23 protein-coding genes and 2 pseudogenes are annotated in these 21,364 nt (G+C 66.3%); 9 read left to right on the plus strand and 16 right to left on the minus strand.

Translation table 11 applies throughout. The annotated features are described in order from the left end of the window. Positions 1-380: 380 nt before the first annotated feature. The 7 genes and pseudogenes from RJ1_RS40145 to RJ1_RS40180 form a co-directional block, all read right to left on the minus strand. Complete coding sequence (locus tag RJ1_RS40145) at positions 381-881, minus strand: hypothetical protein (protein ID WP_255284948.1); 501 nt, start codon at positions 879-881, stop codon at positions 381-383. Between the two features lie 489 nt (positions 882-1,370). Beyond that, positions 1,371-2,048, minus strand: coding sequence for a hypothetical protein (locus tag RJ1_RS40150; protein ID WP_240320134.1), 678 nt, complete (start codon positions 2,046-2,048; stop codon positions 1,371-1,373). A 4-nt stretch (positions 2,049-2,052) separates the two neighbouring features. After that, entirely contained in the window at positions 2,053-2,715 is a 663-nt protein-coding gene (locus RJ1_RS40155; protein ID WP_143049038.1) for a hypothetical protein, read from the minus strand. A gap of 162 nt (positions 2,716-2,877) precedes the next feature. Further along, positions 2,878-3,278, minus strand: a pseudogene (locus RJ1_RS40160) (type II toxin-antitoxin system HicB family antitoxin). Next, positions 3,271-3,402: a hypothetical protein gene (locus tag RJ1_RS48380; protein ID WP_255284949.1), complete on the minus strand. Its 132-nt coding sequence runs from the start codon at positions 3,400-3,402 to the stop codon at positions 3,271-3,273. Before RJ1_RS48380 ends, RJ1_RS40160 begins: the two are co-directional and overlap by 8 nt. A gap of 222 nt (positions 3,403-3,624) precedes the next feature. Further along, the gene (locus tag RJ1_RS40170; RefSeq protein ID WP_073369290.1) at positions 3,625-4,242 is read right to left on the minus strand and encodes a DUF1254 domain-containing protein; all 618 of its coding nucleotides are present in this window, start codon (positions 4,240-4,242) and stop codon (positions 3,625-3,627) included. A 397-nt stretch (positions 4,243-4,639) separates the two neighbouring features. After that, complete coding sequence (locus RJ1_RS40180) at positions 4,640-4,846, minus strand: hypothetical protein (RefSeq protein WP_073369296.1); 207 nt, start codon at positions 4,844-4,846, stop codon at positions 4,640-4,642. A gap of 306 nt (positions 4,847-5,152) precedes the next feature. Between RJ1_RS40180 and RJ1_RS40185 the strand changes: the two genes are divergently transcribed. Continuing rightward, positions 5,153-5,707, plus strand: coding sequence for a hypothetical protein (locus RJ1_RS40185; protein ID WP_073369299.1), 555 nt, complete (start codon positions 5,153-5,155; stop codon positions 5,705-5,707). Between the two features lie 538 nt (positions 5,708-6,245). Here RJ1_RS40185 and brnA read toward each other — a convergent pair. Further along, entirely contained in the window at positions 6,246-6,482 is a 237-nt protein-coding gene (brnA, locus tag RJ1_RS40195; protein ID WP_073369301.1) for a type II toxin-antitoxin system BrnA family antitoxin, read from the minus strand. Continuing rightward, the gene (locus tag RJ1_RS40200) at positions 6,472-6,735 is read right to left on the minus strand and encodes a BrnT family toxin (protein ID WP_072950613.1); all 264 of its coding nucleotides are present in this window, start codon (positions 6,733-6,735) and stop codon (positions 6,472-6,474) included. Before RJ1_RS40200 ends, brnA begins: the two co-directional genes overlap by 11 nt. A 315-nt stretch (positions 6,736-7,050) precedes the next feature. Here RJ1_RS40200 and RJ1_RS40205 point away from each other — a divergent pair, with 315 nt between their 5' ends. Both RJ1_RS40205 and RJ1_RS40210 read left to right on the plus strand, forming a co-directional pair. Further along, positions 7,051-7,680: a hypothetical protein gene (locus tag RJ1_RS40205; RefSeq protein ID WP_073369302.1), complete on the plus strand. Its 630-nt coding sequence runs from the start codon at positions 7,051-7,053 to the stop codon at positions 7,678-7,680. Between the two features lie 490 nt (positions 7,681-8,170). Continuing rightward, positions 8,171-9,346 (plus strand): Fic family protein, encoded by a 1,176-nt coding sequence (locus RJ1_RS40210; protein WP_073369303.1) that lies wholly within the window; start codon positions 8,171-8,173, stop codon positions 9,344-9,346. A gap of 329 nt (positions 9,347-9,675) precedes the next feature. Here the strand turns inward: RJ1_RS40210 and RJ1_RS40220 are convergent, their stop codons facing one another. Beyond that, on the minus strand, positions 9,676-10,173 hold the full coding sequence (locus RJ1_RS40220) for a UPF0158 family protein (RefSeq protein ID WP_255284950.1): 498 nt from the start codon (positions 10,171-10,173) through the stop codon (positions 9,676-9,678). Next, positions 10,154-10,411 (minus strand): hypothetical protein, encoded by a 258-nt coding sequence (locus RJ1_RS48385; RefSeq protein WP_240320130.1) that lies wholly within the window; start codon positions 10,409-10,411, stop codon positions 10,154-10,156. The genes RJ1_RS40220 and RJ1_RS48385 overlap by 20 nt, the downstream gene beginning before the upstream one ends. Between RJ1_RS48385 and RJ1_RS40225 the strand changes: the two genes are divergently transcribed. Continuing rightward, positions 10,389-11,477, plus strand: coding sequence for a lytic transglycosylase domain-containing protein (locus RJ1_RS40225; protein WP_240320128.1), 1,089 nt, complete (start codon positions 10,389-10,391; stop codon positions 11,475-11,477). The genes RJ1_RS48385 and RJ1_RS40225 overlap by 23 nt on opposite strands. A gap of 1,270 nt (positions 11,478-12,747) precedes the next feature. Here the strand turns inward: RJ1_RS40225 and RJ1_RS48390 are convergent. Next, positions 12,748-14,557: pseudogene (locus RJ1_RS48390) on the minus strand (zinc ribbon domain-containing protein). Between the two features lie 31 nt (positions 14,558-14,588). Then, positions 14,589-14,783: a recombinase family protein gene (locus tag RJ1_RS40250; RefSeq protein ID WP_240320127.1), complete on the minus strand. Its 195-nt coding sequence runs from the start codon at positions 14,781-14,783 to the stop codon at positions 14,589-14,591. Positions 14,784-15,376: 593 nt separating this feature from the next. Between RJ1_RS40250 and RJ1_RS40260 the strand changes: the two genes are divergently transcribed. Beyond that, entirely contained in the window at positions 15,377-16,366 is a 990-nt protein-coding gene (locus tag RJ1_RS40260) for an Acg family FMN-binding oxidoreductase (RefSeq protein ID WP_174695079.1), read from the plus strand. Between the two features lie 21 nt (positions 16,367-16,387). On the opposite strand, the gene RJ1_RS40265 is transcribed toward RJ1_RS40260, so the two are convergent. Beyond that, positions 16,388-16,669: a DUF1876 domain-containing protein gene (locus tag RJ1_RS40265; protein ID WP_073369313.1), complete on the minus strand. Its 282-nt coding sequence runs from the start codon at positions 16,667-16,669 to the stop codon at positions 16,388-16,390. Positions 16,670-16,881: 212 nt separating this feature from the next. On the opposite strand from RJ1_RS40265, the gene RJ1_RS40270 reads away from it, so the two are divergent. The 3 genes from RJ1_RS40270 to RJ1_RS40280 all read left to right on the plus strand — a co-directional run bounded on the left by RJ1_RS40270 (position 16,882) and on the right by RJ1_RS40280 (position 19,650). Then, positions 16,882-17,154, plus strand: a complete 273-nt coding sequence (locus RJ1_RS40270; protein ID WP_073369315.1) for a hypothetical protein — start codon at positions 16,882-16,884, stop codon at positions 17,152-17,154. 73 nt (positions 17,155-17,227) lie between these two features. Further along, positions 17,228-17,875, plus strand: a complete 648-nt coding sequence (locus tag RJ1_RS40275; RefSeq protein WP_073369317.1) for a response regulator — start codon at positions 17,228-17,230, stop codon at positions 17,873-17,875. A gap of 53 nt (positions 17,876-17,928) precedes the next feature. Then, entirely contained in the window at positions 17,929-19,650 is a 1,722-nt protein-coding gene (locus RJ1_RS40280; protein WP_073369320.1) for a GAF domain-containing sensor histidine kinase, read from the plus strand. A gap of 13 nt (positions 19,651-19,663) precedes the next feature. Here RJ1_RS40280 and RJ1_RS40285 read toward each other — a convergent pair whose 3' ends face one another. Then, the gene (locus tag RJ1_RS40285) at positions 19,664-20,203 is read right to left on the minus strand and encodes a TetR/AcrR family transcriptional regulator (protein WP_073369322.1); all 540 of its coding nucleotides are present in this window, start codon (positions 20,201-20,203) and stop codon (positions 19,664-19,666) included. Positions 20,204-20,255: 52 nt separating this feature from the next. Between RJ1_RS40285 and RJ1_RS40290 the strand changes: the two genes are divergently transcribed. Next, positions 20,256-20,669 carry an alpha/beta fold hydrolase gene (locus tag RJ1_RS40290; RefSeq protein WP_240320125.1) on the plus strand — a complete coding sequence of 138 codons (414 nt, stop codon included), beginning with the start codon at positions 20,256-20,258 and terminating at the stop codon, positions 20,667-20,669. On the opposite strand, the gene RJ1_RS40295 is transcribed toward RJ1_RS40290, so the two are convergent. Continuing rightward, the coding region (locus tag RJ1_RS40295; RefSeq protein WP_143169593.1) for a zinc ribbon domain-containing protein at positions 20,666-21,364 on the minus strand (699 nt) is incomplete at its 5' end. The genes RJ1_RS40290 and RJ1_RS40295 overlap by 4 nt on opposite strands.

The raw sequence follows: 21,364 nt of genomic DNA on the forward strand, positions 1-21,364 counted from the left end.
CGCGCACGCACAACGATGACGTCAACGCTGCCATCCCGGATCTCGAACAGCCCGGTGATTCTTCACAGTCAGCCGCTCAGCCCCGGCGACACCCCCCGAGGAACTGACGAGGTCGAGGAAGTGACGGGGTGAACGCCACGACCCACTCCCCGGCCCACCACCAGGCCCCCGTCGTGGGGTGTCAGCGGCGGCACACCTCACGTTTGAAAAGCGCGAATGCCCGCGGCCGCCGTCCGCGGTCACCCCGGTCCACTCGCTGTAGAAGTCCGCTGTAGGTCCATCCCACCTCTCGTCGGCCAGATAGCCGTGAATCGGTCCGAACTGACGAACACCCGAACGAGATCCGGAAAGGACAAGTCCACCAGCACCGGCCGGCTGAGCTAGGGAACCGCGAAAGTTCCGAATCCTGGAGTGATCGCCAGCTGGAACCGGTCGAGATCGGCGGACGCATCCGCAGACGCGGCGACCATGCCGCTGCCGGTGACCACCGCCACCGGGGTATACCGACACCACTCCTCCGGAGCGGTAGGCCGGCTGAAATCCACGGGTGTCACGCCCCGAAGCACGGCGGTACCGGCGACGGGAGTGGACAGGTTTCGCCAGTTCACCACCACATCGAGACAGTCAGGCGTGACAATCGCGCCCGACTGCTGCGCCGTGAAGGTCACTACGCCGGGCGCCTGTGTCGCTGCCGACGGCGTCACCGCTACCACCGGTGGCACAGTACACATCAACAGACTGAAGCATCCCGAAACAAACGTCGCGGGGACCGCAAACCCGGTAGTCACCCCTGGCGGCGGCGGGCCCGCCGCCGCCACGGCCGACAATCCAAGAGAGAACGCACAACCGGCCGCAAATGCGGCGGTCCATGCAATGCCCAACCGGCGATCTGTCCTACAACGCATCGTTGACCCTCCCGCTTGGGATCTGGCCCCGACCCTGCCGAGCTGCCAGAATACCCGCCCCAGCTCACCGTGTGGTCACAACTGATCCGCACCGCAACTACCCGCGCCACCGGCGATCTCACGTCTCGACCAGATCGTGTCGGCGCGCGGTGGCCAACCGACCATCCCAGAAGGGGTCACTGCTGCAAAACCTGACGGTGGCGGACATACCCCAGCTACCACATCAGAATCGTCGCTGCGAGCGACCGCTTACCGAGATCCGATATGACGGCACCGGGACATCATCGGGCCATGAGGCGAATCCGGCTCGCGTGGTTGCGGAACGACCAGCACCAGCCGCCGGCGCTCATGTATGCACGTCAGGCCCGACCACCGGTTACGGCAGGTGAAAGTCCGCGCCCACGCGCCACGGCAGCACTGCCGACTACCCCACGGTCAGATTGAAGTCGTCGAGAAGCGAGGCGGTCACCGCATCCCGGGCCCATCCGCCGGTGTCACCGGTGCGCTAGTCCCTGAGGGATGCTCGAGTGGTGCCGAGCGCACCACCGTCAGCGCCGGTACCGCGCGGCCGTCGATCAGCATCAGCGCGAGTTCGTTTCGTCCGTGTCGGCACTCGTATCGAAGCCCGTGCGCCGCGGGGGTGTTGGTCAGAATGTCGGTCGCGATCCGACGAGTCTTCCCATAGTCCCGCCAGGTGCACGCCGTCAGGGAGGCATCCTGGCCGAGCCGGATCAGGTTCCGCTGCCCGTCCAGGACCGCAACCTCGACGTCGTCGTCCAACACGAGTTGCGCCAAGGACTTCCCCGCCAAGAGCCGCTTCCGGATGATCAAATCCGGTGGGATGTCCTGGCCACGCAGGATGCCCTCGGCGACCACCGCACCCACGGACAGCCCGAGATACAGGTAACCGCCCAGCGCGGCCCCACCCGGGCACACGGCCCGGTCGTGGACCGGCTCGAAACGCCCCTGCACCGGAAGGGCAGACGTGCGGGTATCGAGGGTGCGTGCATCGACCCAGGGTGCGATGTTGCTGCGGTTGAACACATTCGGACGATACGCCGATGACGTCCAGTGCACACGCCACACCGGTGTCCCCGCCGCGATGGTGTCGATGTTCGCCGAATTGCCGTTGTACGCCCCCACCCGCCTACATTCCCCGCTCAGCCAGGCTGATCATGTTGTCGACGGCGATCTCGGTCAGACCGCCCTCCTCGAGCTCCTGCAACGGCGTTCGGCCGTCGAGGATGTCGGAGGGGGTCCGCCACCAGGACGTGACCCCCCACGGATCCTCGGCAGCCCCCAACATGCTGTTCGCGTACGCCACGATCGGCCACACCCGGTGATGCACCGCATCGAACTGGAACGCCGGATAGTGATAATCGGGACGGCGCCCCAACGGCAAACCGAGCAACACACCCTCGTCCCGCAACTTCTTCACCAAGGTCCTCGACTCCCCCGCCCGCGGTGCCAGCACCCGGCCCGCCTCCCCGGCCTTGAGGGTGGCCACCTTCTCGAACAACGACTGCCGCCGCTCCGCCGCCGCCCCCGCGAGGTCCCCGGCACGAGTCCCCACCGGGTCGGCGAACGCCTCATCGAGAATCAGCTTCGCGATCAGCGCCCACTCGCCTCGCGGCGCATTCCGGGTCACGTACTCCACGAACCCGCCAGCCACCTCCACGCCGCCGCCCGCACCTGCGGGGTAGGCGGCGGCGCTCAACCGGTGACCACGACCGGCAACCACCCGCGGCCCACCCCCACTTTTTGCGGTCGGCGCCTTGATCACCTTCCGCCGTGTTCGATTCTCCGGCATCCCACACCTCCGATACGTAAAGTACGAATAAACAATCGTACTCCACGTACATCCTGTCGGATGGGGCATCCTCGGTTGCTGGTCTTCCCGTCACACCCGCCCCAGCTGCCTCGGTGGGATACCCGGAACAGAGAGCACAGGACCACCGATGATGCGGTAGTCCTACCCCCTCACGGCGGCAGCAATATCCTCCCGGCCACACCCCGCCGTTGTGTCGGCTCCTGCACGGCCGCCGGCGGGAGCCGAAAGTTTCTGGTTGACCAGCAGATTCAGTGAGACACCCTGCTCCTCGGCCTCGACCGCCAGAGTGCGGTGCACCCGCGGTGAGGTCCGCACGGTGAAGGTGCCGCTGTAGGAGCGGTCCGCGATCGGCACGGGCGGCGTTCCCCGGTGCTCGCCATGTCGCCGAGGACCTCGCGGACGACGGTGACGATGCCGTCGAGTGCCTCGTTCTGGGTTTCGGCGAGCCAGGACACGGAGGAGAACTCGGCGACGGTGCCGACGAACTCGCTGTCCGATTCCGACCAGGTCACCCGATAGATGTAATGCGACGGGTCAGCCATTGACCGCCTCCTTCACGAGCTTGTCGTAGGTGGAGAGGACCTGATCGACCTGGTAGGGCTTGGCCTCGCCACCTTCGCTCTTCTGGAGTTCACTCGAGCCCCGGGGCCAGGGGGTCGTGAACACCGCGGGTGAGTGCCGTTCTGGCGCGGGTGGCCGAAAACGTCGCAGCAGAAGTTGAACAACTCGGTCCAGGTCAAACTCTGCGGCCTGGCGCGCATCCTCGCGAGGACTTTTCGTCCGCTTCGAGACCGCATTGTGGTAACACCCGCGGTACCACAAATTGGATCCGGCCGTATCCGGGCGCGGAGCATCGCGGTCCAGAACCGCGGACTCGAGCAGAGAACGCTACCGGCATATCGGCGGTAGCAACGGCACCTGAGCGACGAGCGGACCGATCGCGGTGCGGTCCTCGGCGGTATCGTCCATGAAGACGCGTGGGATCAGGACGCCGAGGTTCGTTGGCGAGCGGAACATCCCGGTGATGCCCTCGGGCGCCTCGCCGTCCCAGTCGGGCCCGACCAACAGGTAGCACCCGGGCCCGGATCCGTACATGGCGCCGAGGTCACCGAACCCGTCGGTGCGCTGGTCGCCGAGCTGGTACACCCAGAACCGGTCACCGAAGTCGGGGACCTGCACGACGACGGGCTCGCGGTCCAACGACAAGATGCCGAACCCGTAGACCACGTCCTGATTGGGTGTCGCGACGAACCGCTGCTCCGGTGGGGCGTAGTCGGAGAGCATCGTGATGTTGTTGATCGGGGCCGCCGGCATCACCCCGCCGACCAATCCGTGCCCGGGCACCTGCGCGAACGCGACCCGCCGGTTGTGCAGATTCACCATCGGCCACGCCCACATGTATGCGAGCGATCCGATCTGCCGAACCATCGTCTCGGTCCAGCGAGTTCCTGCGACCGGACCGGGCACCGCCACCTTCTTGTTCGACGCCGTCGTCACAATGCTCATCTCCGTCCCCAGCCGGCGACGGGTCCTTGCCACGCCGCTCATTGCGAATCATCCGCGCTACCGCTCACCGCTGACAAGACACGCCACGGTCCCATGACCGTTCCGGAAAACGGGGCGGCACACCGGGACGCCGACCGGTCGAAAGCAGTGACCGGCACCCGGACCGTTGCGATTCACCGTCACGACGGTCGCCGGATCGCCGCGAAATACCCGGAAGCACCCCATGTTCGGCACGCCACCCGATTGACCCAACGGGTGGCCGAACTGTCCCGCCGCCTGCTGCCCACCGGCCACTGCACGGTCGATGCGATCGACGACCACCTGTCGGTGCACCCGCGCGGTCGACACCGATTCCGGACCCGGCGCGTAGCGACCGCCCGTACCTGGGTGAAGACGCCTACGGCGGCGCGCACTTCGACTCCTGGTCCAGCAGGCCCAGCGCACCCCGCCAATCACCGTAGGCCCGCGCCGGCGCGGTCCGGGCGAGATCCTCGTCCACCAGCACCACCGGGCTGGTGGGATACGCGACGCGGGCCACGAACCGGGCGATCTCATCGGCGGTCAGGATCTTCCCGAGCGGCGGCGTGGTTGCTGCCCCGGTCATGGCTTCTCCCCCATTGTCTGAGCTGACTGGACGTTGCGTGGACAGTATCGCGTTGCGGGCGTGGCCCTTCGGCCGTCACAGGGACGTGTCATCTGCCCAGTTCAGTGATAGGAATGCGCGGTAATCGATGCGCACAAAGGATGGCCTGACGGCGAGTGCACCACCACTGGCTTCTTCGACGGCATTGACCGCTGGAGGACTGCGAACCCGCCGCCCGGACCCCGAGTTCGTGCCGCGGCGCGTCTACAGCTTGGCAACTTCAGGCGCCCGCACCAGGCTCGCTGGTGGGATGCCCTGGCACTGACAATGCTCCCAGCCGCAGTATCCGCGGCACTCACCACCGTCGCGCTCGATGACGTCCTCACGGTCCTGCTCATGGCGATCGCACTCATGCTGGTCGGGATATTCGTGTACGCCATCTACGCGCTGCAACTGGCAACTCAATCCCGCGCCTACCCCGTCACCCGGTGGCGGCACCGGTTTCGGGTGATGTGGCTGACGAACCGCACCAGCACAGTCGGGGCGGCGCTCACCGTCTACGTCCGCCGGGGCGGCGCGGTGACCTTCCACAACCACTTCCGATGGCCCGCAATCACACCCCAGCGGCCGCCGGTCGGCCGCCAGCTACGGCTCGAACTACTGACCATTGCCGCCGAGGCCGACCAAGTCGTCATTACGTTCACGACAGATGAACGCATCGCCACCACGTACAACAGGGACGGGTGGCGGGCACCCACCGACACCGAACGTCACGAGTACACGATCCCGGAAACGACGAATCGATGGGATCTGCTGTTCGATCCTCGCGACGAAGAATGCGCAGCCACCCTCACAGCTTCGCGAGCCGAACTCGCTACCTGAGACGGCAGCTGTCGGTGGCTATGCGCCGCGGCGGGCGCGGACGCCCTCGACCACGGACTGCCGGAGCACCCAGGTACCGTCCCTTGAACTTGAACAGCAGGGAATTCAGCAGCGGATCGCATCGCTCGCGGCGACGCCTGGGGAGGGAGCGCGTCATGGTGTTCAAGAGATTCTCCGATCAAGCCCGTCAGCTGGTCGTCCTCGCCGCCGCCGGCGGCGTCGCGGATCGACAGCAACCGGTGATGCAACGCCGCGTCGTCGGCGCGCAGCGCCTCCGCCTTTCTCGGTGCCCAGGATCGCCCGCAGCGGGACCTGCACCGACAGAAAACGTCACCGCAACCAGATCATCCGCGGTGAATCGATCCGACTCCCCCGATCGCCGGTGCTCGACCAGGAATCGAAATGCGCACCGACATAGGCGCCTTCGCCCATATGGGGGCCAACTCGCGGCGACGGAACTACCGCCCCACAGACCACGGAAACGAGACCACCGAGCCGAGACCACGGATTGAGCCCTCTGTACCGCCACCAGGCACGATCAGGCGGCCGTTGAGCCGTTGCGTTCGAGCCTCTCGGCAATCCACACTTTGATCAGCGACTGCCGGGTAACCCCGAGACGAGTCGCCTCACGATCCAACTCTGCGATCATCCACGCCGGGAAGTCGACATTGACACGCCGCTGCTCCTCGCCCGGGCGCCGGGCCCTGGCCCTATCGAGCGCGAACGTCACGTCCTCGCCGGCATCAAAACGCTCGTCGAACTCGTCAGCTCTCATAAAGCGCCACCTCTCCATCACGTGAGCGCCGAACCGAGATGATCCGGGTCCGGTCCGCACGATAGGTCACCACCGCGGACCACCATTTTCCGTCAATCACACCGATCACCAGCCACCTCGGCTCATCCGTAGTTCTCGCGGGCACCTCGAGCCGGTGAGGATCTCGCCACAGTGCCTGCGCCGACAGAAAATCGATGCCGTGCTTGGCCAGGTTCGCTTCGCTCTTGTTCGGATCGAACTCAAACCCAGACATGTATAGAAACTATACCATTTTGGCTGGAGGAGTTCCCCGCTTTCCCACGCCAGCTCAGGCCGGAAACTCAAACGTACGACTCGACACTGGCGGCATCGGAACCAGAGCCGATCCAGCGAATGGTGCCTCGACCGATCAGTGACCTCCCCGGCGCACCCCGTCACTTCGCGCTGGAGCGGACCGCGGGGTGGGTCCGGGTCCGGGGCCTGACGTTTCCAGTCGCCTGTCGCCGCCACCGCGGGCGGACTGGTAGACAGACCAGGTGCAGTGGAACGCTCGGATCAGGAGGCCTCGATGCCGCGACCATCATCGTGGGTGAGCACGACGGCCTCAACCCTCGGCGAGGAGCTGGCACGCATCGGTCTGACCGTCCCCACCGACCGACTCGAGGCCCTGCTCACCGACCGAGTCACCGCCGTAGCGGAACAGATGCGCATCACCGAACGCACCGCCCGCCGGTACTTCGACCACGACGCCCTGCGCACCCTCGCCCGCGAACTGGCCCTGAGCATCAAGGAAGAGGCACCCGGCGCCGACCTGCTGACACTGCCCCGCACCATCGCCATGCCCCTGCCCACCCTCGGTGCGACGATCGCCGCCCTCATCGAAGTCGCCGCCCTCACCGGCACCAACAGAGGTCCCGACCAGCCGACGACAGCGATGGCACTGATCTCCACCCTCGGCGTCCTGACCCGAGACCACGACGGCGACCTCCCCACCGTCTGGGTGCCGGAACCCCTCCTCATGCGAGCGGTCCGGCTCATCGAGAACACCGCCAACCTCGTACACCAAGGCTGCCCACTGCCACCAGACGTCGCCGAGAACGTCCGCCCCCACCTGCAGAAAGCACTGCGCGACGACGCCGCCCGGCTCCGGGCACTGATCCCCGACACCGGCCGACGGACCGGCTCGGGCCTGTGGGCGGTCCCCGACGATCCACGGTGAACACCGTGGCTGTCCCGAGTGCATTCCTCCCCAATCGCAGGAGACCAGATTGCAACCGATCCTCGACACCTTCCCGTCAAAGGCGTTCAGATCCAAAAGATCCACCACAGCGGCGGGACGGCGATCTGTTGTGCATCATCAGCGGAAAGCATTGTTCACCAACCTATTACGCAAATATATTGAAATACACCAACTTTCAAAACCTACTCGACACCGGGCCACGCTGGTGCCCGCCGGCACCCCACATCACAAACCGGGGACATGCCATCACATCAGGTCACGACGGGATCACAACGAAGACGGCCCGCACCCCGAGGGTCGGGTGCCGGCTACAACGTGCGCCGGTGCGATTCAAGCAATAGGCGATTTGCTTGAACAAGGGTTCCGTTCATTCAAGCTTCCGCGAGTGCCGCGGGGTAGGTTCAAGAAATCTTCGGTTTGCTTGAACATCAACTGCGATGATTCAAGCAAACGGCAATATAATTGAACGGTGGATGTTGACGCGCTGAAAGAATCGCCGATCGGCACGCTGGTGCCCATCAGCGGAACCGACCCGAGGACAACCCAACCCTGGAGCTACTGGGCGTACCTCCCAGACCCGCTGCCGGTAAACCCCGACCTGTCGGCCGCCGCGATCATGGCAACCGCACGAGCCGGCAACGCCATCGCACGGCTCGATCAGGCCGTCGCCCAACTGCCGCGACCCGAAATCCTCGTCCGCCCCATCATCCGACGGGAAGCAGCCAGCACCTCCGCCCTGGAGGGCACCTACGCCTCCTTCGAAGACGTCCTCACCGCCGACTTCCTCGACGACCGCGAGATGACATCCGAACAACGAGAAATCCGGAACTACGTCCACGCCACCGAAGTGGCGGTCGCACACATCACCGAACGGAGAATATCCCGCACCTTCCTGGGCGAACTGCAACTGATGATCGTTCGAGGAACACGAGGTGAAACAACGGCCTCCGGAGACATCCGCTCACACCAAGTAGCAATCGGCGCCCACAACAAACCCATCGACACCGCCCGATTCGTGCCGTGCCCACCAGGCGACCAACTCGAAGCGGGCGTGGCCGCATGGGAAGACTGGGTTGCCCACGAAGACAACACCCTCATCGTCGCGAAGATGGCGATGGCCCACTACCAATTCGAAACCCTGCACCCCTACGGCGACGGCAACGGCCGACTGGGCCGCCTGATCGCACTCCTACAACCGATGAAAGCCGGCGAACTGCGATGGCCGATCCTCAACATCGCACCCTGGCTCGAAGCCCGACGCGACGAATACCACGACGGCCTCCTCAACACCACCATCACCGGCGACTACAACCCATGGATCGAGTTCTTCTCCACCGCCGTGGCCGAACAAGCCAAAGAAGGCCTCGAACGCATCCAGCGACTCCTGAAAATCCGCGACACCATGATCCTCGGACTCCGCGAAAAAGGCCTGCGCGGCTCAGCCATCGAAATCGCCGAATGGCTCATCGGCTACCCCGTGATCGACGTCAACACCGCAGCCACCCTCACCGGGAAAACCTTCCAAGCCACCAACACCGCCATCAAAAAACTCGTCGACGAAAACATCCTCACCGAAATCACCAAAAAGAAACAGAACAGGCTCTTCCTCTGCACGGACGCATGGAACGCCACCCGATGGGAGTAACCATCGACCGAGCACCCCGACACCAGGGTCGATCACGACCAGGAGGTGATGACGTGATTCCGATCCCGCCGTACGGCTTGGGAGACAGCTCGATGGTGTGGCAACCCTGGCTGCTGCCCATAGTCCTCTGGTGGAACTCCTGGCACCGACCCAGACCTACCGCGCGGCCGGCGACCGTCGAGCGGCAGCGGCCGCGTGGTCGCCGCGATTGTGAAATCGGCGCTGAGTTCGGCAGCGCAAGACATCCACTCCTTTCGCCGCCCAACACGCCCGACCGTGGGCCACGCCGATGGGGTCAGAGACACACGTGGCACGGCGTGGGCTGACCGTCAGCCCACACGGATGCCCTCGCCGGCGAGGAACTCGCGGGCACGACCCAGTTGGCGGTCGGCGGCGAAGATGTACCACTGTTCGGCGAGGCTCTCCCGGTGGACGAGGTCGCGGAACCGGCCGAACGCGCCCCTGCCCTCGATCGCCCGCTCCAGCCCCTCCCGCAGCGCCGCATCATGGCACCGCTCGGCGAAGGCCGCCATATCGCGCCAACCGTCCCGCGAACCGGTGCGGTCGAACCGGAGCCAACGGTCGGGCTCCTTTTCCACGTCGACGGCGGCGTCCTCCCCGACCATCATCGGGTCAGTGCTGCTGTCGTCGTACACCTGTCCGGTGCGCAGGTCGACGTAGCCACCCGTCGACATGCCCAGATCTCCCTCCAGTGCGGTGCCGAGCATCTCGAGGTCGACCGGCACCACCCGCCCTGCGAGCGGCTCGCCGCGCAGGCACGCGAGCAGGTCCTCGGCCAGCACCTCGTCACCCCCAGCGACGCTCAACACACGTCAGCCGGTTGATGACCGACACCGTCACCCGCTCGGCGTGCTCCCGTCGCTGCTGCAGTGCCATCGGTATGCCGGCCCCCACCTGTTGCAGCGCGTCGTCGATGTCACGGCCGCGCACCGCGGCGAGGAAGCGGGCCGCATCTCCTGTCGCGATAGCGGCGCGCAGCTCGGGCACCTCGAGCGAGGGCACGTGGCCCGCACGGGACCAGGTGTTCCCCGAGATCACCACCATCGGCGGATGGCGCCCCACCGGCGACGTCGCCCACGATCATCCCGACGGCCGCGCGGTCGACATCATGATTCCCGACTCCGCGAGCGCCCATGGGACGGCGCTCGGCGACAAGGTCGCCCTGTACCTCCAACAGAACACAGTGGCACTCAACGTCGAGTACGTGATCTGGCACCAGCGTTACTGGGATGGCACCGGCCACTGGTCGCTGATGGAGGACCGGCACGGCTACACCGCACACCACTTCGACCACGTACACGTCACCACTGTCGGCGGCGGGATGCCGACCGCCGACACCCACTACGGCAGCGCTCCGGGCGATACGACCACCATGGAGCCGTGCCCGACAGAGGTCGGTGATCAGACCACGTTCGCCGCTGGCAGCATCCCGCCGCAATACACCAACGCAGTCTCGGCCGCTGGGTCTCTGTGCTCTGAGGTGAGCCCGGTTCTGGTTGCCGGCATCGTCGAACAAGAGTCCGGGTTCAACGAAAAGGCCGTCAGCATCGGCGACGGAGTTAACGAGGGCGGCGCCGAAGGAATGAGTCAGTTCATGCCGGAGACCTGGAAGGCTTTCGGTACGGATTCCGGTCTAGATCGTGCCGGGAAAGCGGAACCACCGAACGCTGCCGACCCGTTCAATCCGTACGACGCGATCGCCTCGGAAGGGCGCTATCTCTGCCACATCGCTGACTACATTCGGCCGCATCACGACAGTGGAGCCGTCAAGGGGGACTTCACCGACCTGATCATCGCCGCCTACAACGGCGGGGAGGGTGCCGTCATCGAGTACGGCGGGATTCCGCCATTCGGCCAGACCCAGGCATACGTGCCGGCCGTGCGCCAGCACATGAAGGAGAGTGGCAGCCTGACACTCGACCTCTCCGGGACCTTATTGCCACACGAAGAATCGGTGCCGTTCACCCGATTCACTCACCGGCGCGATCGGCGGTACTCCGAACGCGCTTGTGGATTGGTATCTCCGCTCACCTTCGGAATCTGCGAGAGGCAATACGAGGATGCGCAGCGAGTCGTGCACTCGCGAATCCGATACCGGCGAATTGGCTAGTGTGACCTGTGAGATCAGCAGTTCACTGGGGTCAACGCGTTGCGAGTTCCACCGTTGAAGAGTGCCGCGGGGACGCAAAAGGGTTGTTGCCTGAGCGCGAGAACATCCTTGCGGGGCGGCTTCGCTCCATCCATGCTCTCTTCGTTGCGCTGTCTGGAGCGTACCGCACGTGTCAAGAGCTGAATGGAACAATGCCGTTGTCCTGACTCAGTGCATCTGATGTCGACTCAGCGAATCTGATGCCGGCGGCGGTCAATCTGATGCCGGCGGCGGTCATTCTGATGCCGGGGTATTCGCAGTCGCTCGGGTCCGGAAGTAGTCCGGGACCAACCGAAATCCGGTCTCGACATGCACTTCCGGCACCGCCACACTCGAAATGTCGGTGCCGGCGTCGAGAGCGCACGGGTAGGACCGGGGTCGAGTCGAGTGGGCCGGACAGGATGGGCCAACCGGCCCGGGGCCGCATGCCGGGCCAGCCGAACGGATCGGCGGCGACACCGTCGAATGCGTCGTCGTCCGAATCGTCCTCGAAAACAACCGTACGGAGCGCCACCTGCGGTGTAGCCGACAACGAACATCCGTCGCCCGCCCACCACAATCCCATCGAACACCGATGCCGGTCCACCTGCGGTGCGCGGCTGGTCGCAGCGCTTGCCATTCACGTACCGGCTCTTGCTGTCGCTCGGCTAACGACCCATGAAGTCGGACGCGCCCCTCCACGTCGGTTTGTTCGTGACAATCACATCGGTCCCGCGGCCACCGACAAGTGGAAATCCCCGCACCCACGGACCGTTCGAGGGTCCGAATGACAGCAGCCGAATTGTCGTAGGGCCCGTTGAGGTAGAACGGCTGACCGTCCCTACCGAACTCGATCTGACCCGGCCCGTCCCACTCACCCAGGAACGCGGCGGCGTCACCATCGAAGGCGGCCGCGGGCTCGAAACCGAGCCCGCGCGCATACTGCACCGCCCCAGGATCAGTTCACGGCCGAGCTCGATCGGAATCTCCAACGCAGGACGGTCGAACGCCGCGTAGTACCTGCGGATGGCGCTGGGGATCCTGCCCGAGCCCATGGTTCCGGGGTCACGAGCGTTCTCGCCGCCCGTCGGCCAGGTAGCCCCGCAGCATCGCCCGACCACGCCATCACCTGCACGAAGCCTTCGGCCTCACCGACGGGAGCGTCCAGTTCCGCCCACTCCGGATGGCCCCCGAGGCCCAGCCCGGCACTCCAGCCACAATTGACCCAGCAAGCAATGAGGTGTCTCAGCGTCTACGTAGATCTCATACTATCTGCCACTTGCGTGGCGGGCGTGGGAGATGGACGTGTGTCACGGCTACCCGCATCACCGTGGGCGGTGCGGGTTTGACCGTGTCCCACACCGACGCTTGTGATGCAGGAACATGCTGATTCGGAGTCACCCCCAACCGCGGTGTCACGGTGGGCAGGCTGCGGCGGACCCGGCGATGCCGCGGCCTGCTCGGGGTGGGAGCGTGTTTGTCGCGCGATCGCCGTACCGGCGCATGTTCGGTCACTCGGACCGCCGGTAGTCCTCCGCGCCGCCGGGTGGTCTTGTTTCTGCCGAGTAGTGCGCGTTTGGCCAGGTTCACCCCGGCGACGTGGTCGCGGTTACCACCGACCCGGCAGCGGGGACACCACGCGGTGTGGTAGCCGCCGGGGCGGGAGAAGGGTTCGTCGCAGCCCGGACATTGTGCGGACGATCCTCGGGCCGGCACCGAGACCACCGCGATGCCGACGCCGGCGGCGGTGTGGGCGAGTGCGGCGACGGCTTGGCGGCGGGCGGACTGCGCGGCCCGGTTGTTGTTGGCCCGTCCGTGTCCGCGGGTCTCGAGGGTGGTGAGATCTTCGACCGCGATCACCTGCGCGCCGGCTACGGTGGCGTAGTCGGTGGCCTGGCGGGCGAAGTCGAAGGCCAGTTCCCGGTTGATCTTCCCCCTCTTGATACCTACCGCGGTGCGGTGGGCGTCGAGGACGGCGATCTTCGCCTCCAGCCGGGCGCGGACCTCGGGTGGGGCAGCGGCGGACAGTCGGGTCAACCGGGCCGCCTTGGCGTGCAGCAGCTGCCCCTCCGCCTGCAGGCGCGCCAGTTTGATCCCGAGGCCGCGGTCGTCGTAGGTCCAGCCCCGGTAATCCGACACCAGCCCGTCCGGGCTGTCGGCGGCGATGGCGGCGGCACCCAGAGTGGACGGCGACCAATCCACCCCGACCGCGACTCTCCCGGCCGTCAGATCCGCAGCGGGCACCATCTCGTTCGCCGCGCACCGCCACAACAGGCCCCGGCGGTCGAGGACCAGGGTCGGCAGATGCCAGTCGATGACAGCTCTGCCGTGCAGGTGCTCGGGGATGGTCGCGGTCAGCCGGACACTGCGCCACTGCGCCCGCCCCGCCGGGCCGGGCCGGGGCAGGTCGGCAGCTTCACCGTCAACACCAGCTCGTGACCGGTGACGGCAAGCTGTGCGAGTTGTCGATCCGCTGCGGAAAGCCGAGCCATCGCCGAGGTCCGGGGCGGTGCCTGCACGTCGGTGATCCGCAGCCGCGCGTCTGCCGCACCGGCGGCGCGGTGTGAGCGCGCTGTGAGCTGCCGCACCACGCCCCGGGCGAATCCGGGCGGGACGTACTCCGCCGCAGTGGTGGGTGCGGCGATGCGGCCGGTGGCCGGGTCGAACCGGGCCGACAGTGCGGTGATCGCGGTGTCTCGGTAGGCCAGCGCCCGCAAGGTGCCGACTGCCTGCGCGGTCACCACCCGCGTGACACGCGACGGAACGTAGATACCGTCCGGGTAGTGCGGGGTCCAGCCCAGACGCGCAGCCGCGACGTGACCGTGCATCGGCAGTGTCCGGCCGTGGTTGTCACATCCGGCGGCCAGGACATCGAAGGTGGCCGGTTGCCACAGCCGCGACAGCATCTGCGCTTCGGCGGCCGAGATCAGGTTGAGCAGCCATCCGACACGAACGTCGAGGTCACCCCGCCCGATCCGCGCACCGGTCTCATCGTCGACAGCCAGGTAGGGGCGGGTGGTGAACGAGAACTGCCGCAGCGCAGTGAACCCGGCATCGGCCATCAGCTAGCCCACCCCCAACCGTGCCGCCGCATCACCGCATCGCCGCATCGCGCGCAAGTCGACGTTGATTCTGCTTCGACCGCAATGGGTAGAAGCAGCCGGAAAATGAAGCGAGTACTGCCATGATGTCATCCATCGGCTCCTCCACCGGCGACGTGTCCCCATGCTCACGCAGGACCTCGACCTTAACGCCGACCACCGACAGGTACCGCTCGATCCACGCCACCGGAGAATCGCGCCAACCGATCCCGCCACACCACTCGCACCACCGTGAAGCGGCCCCTCGGCTGCGTCGTCGAGCATCCGATTCAGTCCCGCTCGAGTCTCTCCCGCAGACCTGAACCACGATCGGTGTAGCCCGGTACACGGTGCCGGTGGCACCCTCCGCAGCATCTTCTCCTGATCGGCGAGCGAGGATTCCCGACCGGTCGAGCCCGGACACCCGGCAGTACAACGCTTCCGCCCTGTCGGCACGAACACTCTCCGGTGTGGGTCGACCCAGGTAGACGTCGAGATCCTCCCGATCGAAGACTCGCCGACCGGAACCTGTACGCCGAGACGGTAACCGGCCCTACGACGCGGCCTTCCGGACCCCCACCACCGACATGCTCGGGTATGCCGCCGCCTCGCCGATGCACATGATCCGATAGCAACAGGAAGGATTAGGAAGTATTAGACATTACGTCAACAGTTGAGAGCCTGATCCGGTTGACCGGATCGTCGCCGGTATGTGGCAGTGACCATCGGCCCTGTCCTCGGCACGGCGGATGGCGAACACTGAGGGTGCAGGGCGGATCGCGAGTCACCGAGGAGGCGATCGTGGACAGCACCATTCCCGACGAGAACGTAGTCCGCATCGCCGTGGATCTCGCGTGCCGGGCGCCGTCGGTACACAACAGCCAGCCGTGGCAGTGGACGTACGCGGACGGGCAGCTCGACCTCTACACCGAACGCGGCCGGGTGCTGGCGTCGACGGACCCGTCGGGCCGGCAACTGGTGGTCAGCTGTGGTGCGGCGCTGAATCATCTCCAGACGGCGCTGAAGGCTCTGAAGTGGTCCGCGGACATCCAGCGCGTTCCGGAAGGGCCTCACTCGGGTCACCTGGCGACGATTCGATTCCGTCACGACGCCCGGCCGCAGTCGCACGACTTCGATCTGCTCGCCGCGATCCGGCACCGGTACTCCGACCGCAGGCCGTTCGGTCCGGTCAGTATGAAGACTCCCCTGCCCGCCGCGTTGACCGACGTGGCGCGTCGCCAGGATGTTCACCTGACGGTCCTGGGACAGGAGGCGCGCCCGACGCTGGCGAAGGCGACCGAAATGACTGCGGCCGCGAGGAAATACGACTCCGCATATCAGACCGAGCTGCATTGGTGGGCCGGTCATTCAACCCCGCAGGGTGGAATACCGCCGGAGGCGCTCGCGACCGCGGACAACCGGGATCGTGTCGACATCGGGCGCCGTTTCCCCGCCGGCCGAGACGCCGGCGCGACCACGGAGATCGACCGTTCGACGGTGCTGGTGTTGAGCACCGACACCGACGGCCGTCACGAGTGGCTGCGGGCCGGTGAGGCTCTCTCCGCGGTGCTCCTGGAGGCCACGGTCGGCGGTCTGTCGACGTGTCCGCTGACCCACACGACCGAACTCCGTCAGGGCAGGGAGATCATCAGCGGACTGCTCCCGGATCGCGGGTTCCCGCAGGCACTGATCCGGGTGGGTGCCACCGAGAAGAAGTCTCCACCACGACAGACTCCGAGACGGCCCGTCGAATCGGTGTTGTCGGTCGGCCGCCCAGGTTTCTCCCGATGACAGGCTCTCGCGGTGGTGGGGCTATTCGGTGAGATGAACGCGGCTGTGTGTGGCAGCTTCCACATCGGCCGCTGTGGCCTCGATCAATTGGTGGGCGAGGTCGGACAACGCGCGTGCGGTGGCCAGTTCCTCGCCGATCTCGGGGATTTCTGTGTCTTCCGGATTTCGGCGGGCGAGTCCGGTCCCGACGAACGTGCGGGTGTCGCGTGTGCGAAGCCGAGCTTGCGCGCGGGTCCTGGTGCCGCCTTCGTCCGAGTCGTGTTCGTCGATGACGATCTCCACCAACCAGGTCTGCTCGTTCATGTCTGGTGGCCTCCGTTCGGTGTGGGTGCGGGATCGAGGTCGAGTGGCCTCGCCTTTCCAGTGTCCTACTATCCCCCGGCGTGGGCGTCGCGTCGGGAGCCACGGCAACGAGTGACCTTCGGCCCTGGAATTGCGCTCGCTGTTACCGCACCGTTGTTGAAGAGGCCGACGCACGAATCGGAGCCACCCGTCGGCGAGGGAACGAGGACGTCATGTTCGAAGGTCACCCCACCGCATCGCCGGCGCGCGACGACGAGCCCGGGGAGTTCCTGTACGCGCATCCTGCCGGGCTCATGCTCGCGGTGGTGACGGGAGCGGTGACCGCAGGTCTGGTCGTCCTGCTGGGCGCGTGGCTCGCAACTCCCCTCGTGGGAGTCGGCGCCGCAGCGACGCTCGTCGCCACCGTCGGTCTGGCGGCGGCGATGTTGATGCCGCACCGGCCACGTCGTCGTGGATCCGGCTCGTTTCGTCCGGCCGCCCGGTGACACCACGGTTCCGATGCCCGTCGGCGTAACCTGGTTTGCGGGAAGATGACGCGGCCAGGACTGGAGATTGCCCATGATCAGGGTCTTTCTGGTGGACGACCACGAGGTCGTCCGACGCGGGATAGCGGATCTCCTCAGCTCCGATCCCGAACTGACGGTGGTCGGTGAAGCTGCCTCGTATGCGCAGGCGATGGCGCGGATTCCGGCCCTGAAACCGGATGTCGCGGTTCTCGACGTGCGCCTACCCGACGGCAACGGAATCGAGCTGTGCCGAGAATTGCACTCGCTGATGCCGGAGTTGCACTGCCTCATCCTGACGTCGTTCACGGATGAGCAGGCCATGCTCGATGCGATTCTGGCCGGGGCCAGCGGATACGTGGTGAAGGACATCCGGGGCATGGAGCTGGCCGAGGCGGTCCACGACGTGGGGGCCGGTAAGTCGCTGCTCGACAGTCGTGCCGCCGAAGTGCTGTTGACCAAGGTTCGTGCGGACGCCACCGACAAGGAGGGGATCTTCGGGCACCTGACGAATCAGGAGCGGACGTTGCTCGCCCTGCTCGGTGAGGGGCTGACCAACCGTCAGATCGCTGCACGGATGTTCCTCGCGGAGAAGACCGTCAAGAATTATGTGTCTCGGTTGCTGACCAAACTGGGTGTGGAGCGCAGGACCCAGGCGGCGGTGCTCGCCACGAAGATGCCGTCGCGACCGTCCGGCACCTGACGGGGCGACTGTTCCGACTCCTGGCGACGTCGCTACGTGGGACAATCCGTCGTGTGACCCGTCAACCGGATGAGCCCGACCGAGGTCCGTTACTCGGCAGCCTGTCCGAGCTCCGGCTCCGTGAGCTCCTGACCGAGGTGCAGGAACGCATCGAGCAGATTGTCGATGCCCGAGATCACGTCGACGGACTGCTCGAGGCGATGCTCGCCGTCACGTCGGGACTCGACCTCGACAACACGCTGCGCACCATCGTCCACGCCGCGATCAATCTGGTGGATGCCCGCTACGGCGCGCTGGGGGTGCTCAGTCCGGGTGAAGGCTTGAGCGGGTTCGTCTTCGAGGGCATCGACGCGGAGACCCGGGAGCGTATCGGCGAACTGCCCCGGGGGCGCGGGGTGCTTGGTTTCCTCATCACGAATCCGAAGCCGGTCCGGCTGGTCGACCTGTCCCGGCACTCCGCCTCGGTGGGATTCCCGCCCGACCATCCCCCGATGAAAACCTTTCTGGGAGTTCCCATTCAGATCCGGGAGGAGGTGTTCGGGAATCTGTATCTCACCGAGAAGGCCAACGGTTCACAGTTCACCGAGGACGACGAGGTCCTTCTTCGAGCGCTGGCGGCCGCCGCCGGGATCGCGATCGAGAACGCCCGCCTGTACGAGGAGTCCCGGACGAGGCAAGCCTGGCTCGAGGCGACTCGTGAGATAGCGACCGAGCTGCTCGCGGGCAGTGACACCGCGGAGGTGCTCCAGGTGATCGCCGATGACGCGCTCGCCCTCACCGCCGCCGACAGCACTTTCCTCGCGGTGCCGGAAGATCCGGACATTCCGTCGGACGAGGTCACCGAACTCGTGGTCACGGCATCGGCCGGGACGGTGTCGGATCGCATCATCGGCCGGTCGATCCCGGTCGATCGGTCCACGTCCGGTGAGGCATTCCGTGAGCGGACCCCGCTGCGCGTCACCGCGCTGGCCTTCGATCCTGGGTTCGAGACGGGAACGCGGTTCGGCCCGGCGCTGGCGCTGCCCCTGCGGGCGGCGCAATCGGTGTCCGGGGTGCTGGTGACGCTCCGTCACGTCGACGCGGCGCCGTTCACGGATGACCAGCTGGCGTTGATGTCGGGATTCGCAGATCAGGCGGCGGTCGCGCTGCAGCTCGCCAATAGTCAGCGTCGAATGCGTGAGCTCGATGTCTTGTCCGATCGTGATCGGATCGCGCGTGACCTCCACGACCATGTCATCCAGCGGCTGTTCGCGGTCGGCCTGTCATTGCAGAGCACCCTGCAGCGGGCGAAGGCTCCCATCGTCAAGCAACGGCTCGAGCAGTCGATCGACGATCTTCACGACATCGTGCGTGATATCCGTACCGCGATCTTCGACCTGCACGGTGGCTCGGGCAATATGACCCAGTTTCGGCGGCGGTTGCACGAGATCGTCGCCGAGACCACCGCGGATTCCGGGCTACGGACCACGGTGCACATGTCCGGGCCACTGTCGGTCATCGACGCCGGGCTCGCTGAGCATGCCGAGGCGGTGCTGCGTGAGGCGTTGAGTAATGCGGTCCGGCACGCTGGAGCCGAGACGGTCACGGTCAGTATCTCCGTGTACGACGATCTCGCCATCGAGGTGGTGGACGACGGCAAGGGGTTTGCGGAGAACGTCGCCACCAGCGGATTGGACAATCTGGCTGCCCGGGCGCGGGAAATGTGCGGGCAGTTCGCCGTCGACTCGGCCTTGGGCGGCGGAACCACTCTCCGGTGGTCTGCTCCCCTTCTCTGAGTCCGGGTGCAGTTCAGCTCAGCGCGCCCCGCACCACCAGTTCGAACGACGGCCGCGGATCCGTGGTGTCGCGGCGGGCGATGCGATGCAGGATCAACCCCTCCGCGCAGGCCATGACGGCGGTGGCGGCCGTTTGCGGGTCCCGTGCGCCCAGCTGGGCGAAGGCCGAGACGGCCGACGCCTCCATGGCTGCGCGCCCGCGGGCCAGGGCTTCCCGGAGCGCGGCGTCGTGGCTCGCTTCCATGAACAGGACCAGTCGTGCGGCGGTGACGGTGCGATTGGCGACTGTCGTGTAGTCGACCAGACCGCACAGAGCGTCGACGAGGTCTCCCGCGGAATCCCGTGACAGCGCACCGACTTCGGGCATCTCGCGTTCCACGATCGCGTCGACGACACCGGCGAGCAGCGCCGCCCGGGTGCGGAAGTAGTTGGACGTCGACCCTTTCGGGAGGCCTGCGTGTTCGTCGACCCGGGCGTGGGTGAGCGATCGTAGCCCCTCGGTTCCGACCAGGTCGATCGCGGCGTCGAGTGCGCTCGTTCTCGTGGAGGTCACAGGACACTATAAACATAGTGTCTTGGCACTATGATCGTAGTAGCGTGGGGTCATGAGAGACGAGGCCCGCGACAACGACACGGTTTCCGGCCCGAACGGCGAGCCGGACAACGTCTTTCCCGCACTGGACGGAGTTCGGCACCGCTTTCTCGACCTCCCCGGTCTGCGTATGCACGTGGCCGAGGCCGGTCATGGCGAACGGGTGGTGTTGCTCCACGGCTTCCTCCAGCACTGGTGGGAGTGGCGTGAGGTCGTCCCGGGGCTGGCCGCGCGCTACCGGGTGATCCGCCCGGACCTGCGGGGTGCGGGCTGGACCGATGCCCCGCCCACCGGGTACACCCGCGACCAGCTGATCGCCGACGTCGTGGCCCTGCTGGACACGCTCGAACTGGATCGGGTCGGCCTGGTCGCGCACGATTGGGGTGCGTTGCTCGGATACGCTGTCCGGAAGTATGTGAGCGTCTAGGTACATCTCATACTATCTGCCACCGGTGTGGCGGACGTGGGAGATGGACGTGTGTCACGGCTACCCGCATCACCGTGCGGTGGTGTGGGTTTGACCGTGTCCCACACCGACGCTTGTGGTGCAGGAACATGCTGTTTCGGATTCACCCCCAACCGCTGTGTCACGGTGGGCAGGGTGCGGCGGACCCGGCGGTGCCGCGGCCTGCTCGGTGTCGGACCGTGCTTGTCCCGGCACCGGCGCACCGGCGCATGTTTGGCCGCCCGGATCGTAGGCATCTGCCCCCGCCGCCGGGTGACGTTGTTTCTGCCGAGCAGTGCGCGTTTGGCCAGGTTCACCCCGGCCACGTGGTCCCGGTTGCCGCCGACCCGGCAGCGGGGACACCACGCGTCGTGGTAACCGCCGGGACGTGCAAGCGGTTCGTCGCAGCCCGGACACTGTGCGGACGATCCTCGGGCGGGCACGGAAACCACCGTAATTCCGGCACCGGCGGCGGTGTGCGCGAGCGCTGCGACGGCGTGGCGGCGGGCGGACTGCGCCGCCCGGTTGTTGTTGGCCCGTCCGTGTCCGCGGGTCTCGAGGGTGGTCAGATCCTCGACCGCGATCACCTGCGCACCCGCCGCGGCGGCGTAGTCGGTGACCTGGCAGGCGAAGTCGAAGGCCAGTTCCCGGTTGATCTTCCGACTTATGTTCGTGGG

The organism is Rhodococcus jostii NBRC 16295 (assembly GCF_001894825.1).
In the GTDB taxonomy this organism is placed as follows: domain Bacteria; phylum Actinomycetota; class Actinomycetes; order Mycobacteriales; family Mycobacteriaceae; genus Rhodococcus_F; species Rhodococcus_F jostii.

Bases quoted from the DNA above. Each gene is read 5' to 3' on its own strand.
- RJ1_RS40180 (WP_073369296.1), bottom strand. From the start codon at position 4,846: ATGACCGGGGCAGCAACCACGCCGCCGCTCGGGAAGATCCTGACCGCC.
- RJ1_RS40265 (WP_073369313.1), bottom strand. From the start codon at position 16,669: ATGAACGAGCAGACCTGGTTGGTGGAGATCGTCATCGACGAACACGAC.
- RJ1_RS40185 (WP_073369299.1), top strand. From the start codon at position 5,153: ATGCTCCCAGCCGCAGTATCCGCGGCACTCACCACCGTCGCGCTCGAT.
- brnA (WP_073369301.1), bottom strand. From the start codon at position 6,482: ATGAGAGCTGACGAGTTCGACGAGCGTTTTGATGCCGGCGAGGACGTG.
- RJ1_RS40290 (WP_240320125.1), top strand. From the start codon at position 20,256: ATGAGAGACGAGGCCCGCGACAACGACACGGTTTCCGGCCCGAACGGC.
- RJ1_RS48385 (WP_240320130.1), bottom strand. From the start codon at position 10,411: ATGGTGGTGATCTCGGGGAACACCTGGTCCCGTGCGGGCCACGTGCCC.
- RJ1_RS40200 (WP_072950613.1), bottom strand. From the start codon at position 6,735: ATGTCTGGGTTTGAGTTCGATCCGAACAAGAGCGAAGCGAACCTGGCC.
- RJ1_RS40275 (WP_073369317.1), top strand. From the start codon at position 17,228: ATGATCAGGGTCTTTCTGGTGGACGACCACGAGGTCGTCCGACGCGGG.
- RJ1_RS40270 (WP_073369315.1), top strand. From the start codon at position 16,882: ATGTTCGAAGGTCACCCCACCGCATCGCCGGCGCGCGACGACGAGCCC.
- RJ1_RS40170 (WP_073369290.1), bottom strand. From the start codon at position 4,242: ATGAGCATTGTGACGACGGCGTCGAACAAGAAGGTGGCGGTGCCCGGT.
- RJ1_RS40155 (WP_143049038.1), bottom strand. From the start codon at position 2,715: ATGCCGGAGAATCGAACACGGCGGAAGGTGATCAAGGCGCCGACCGCA.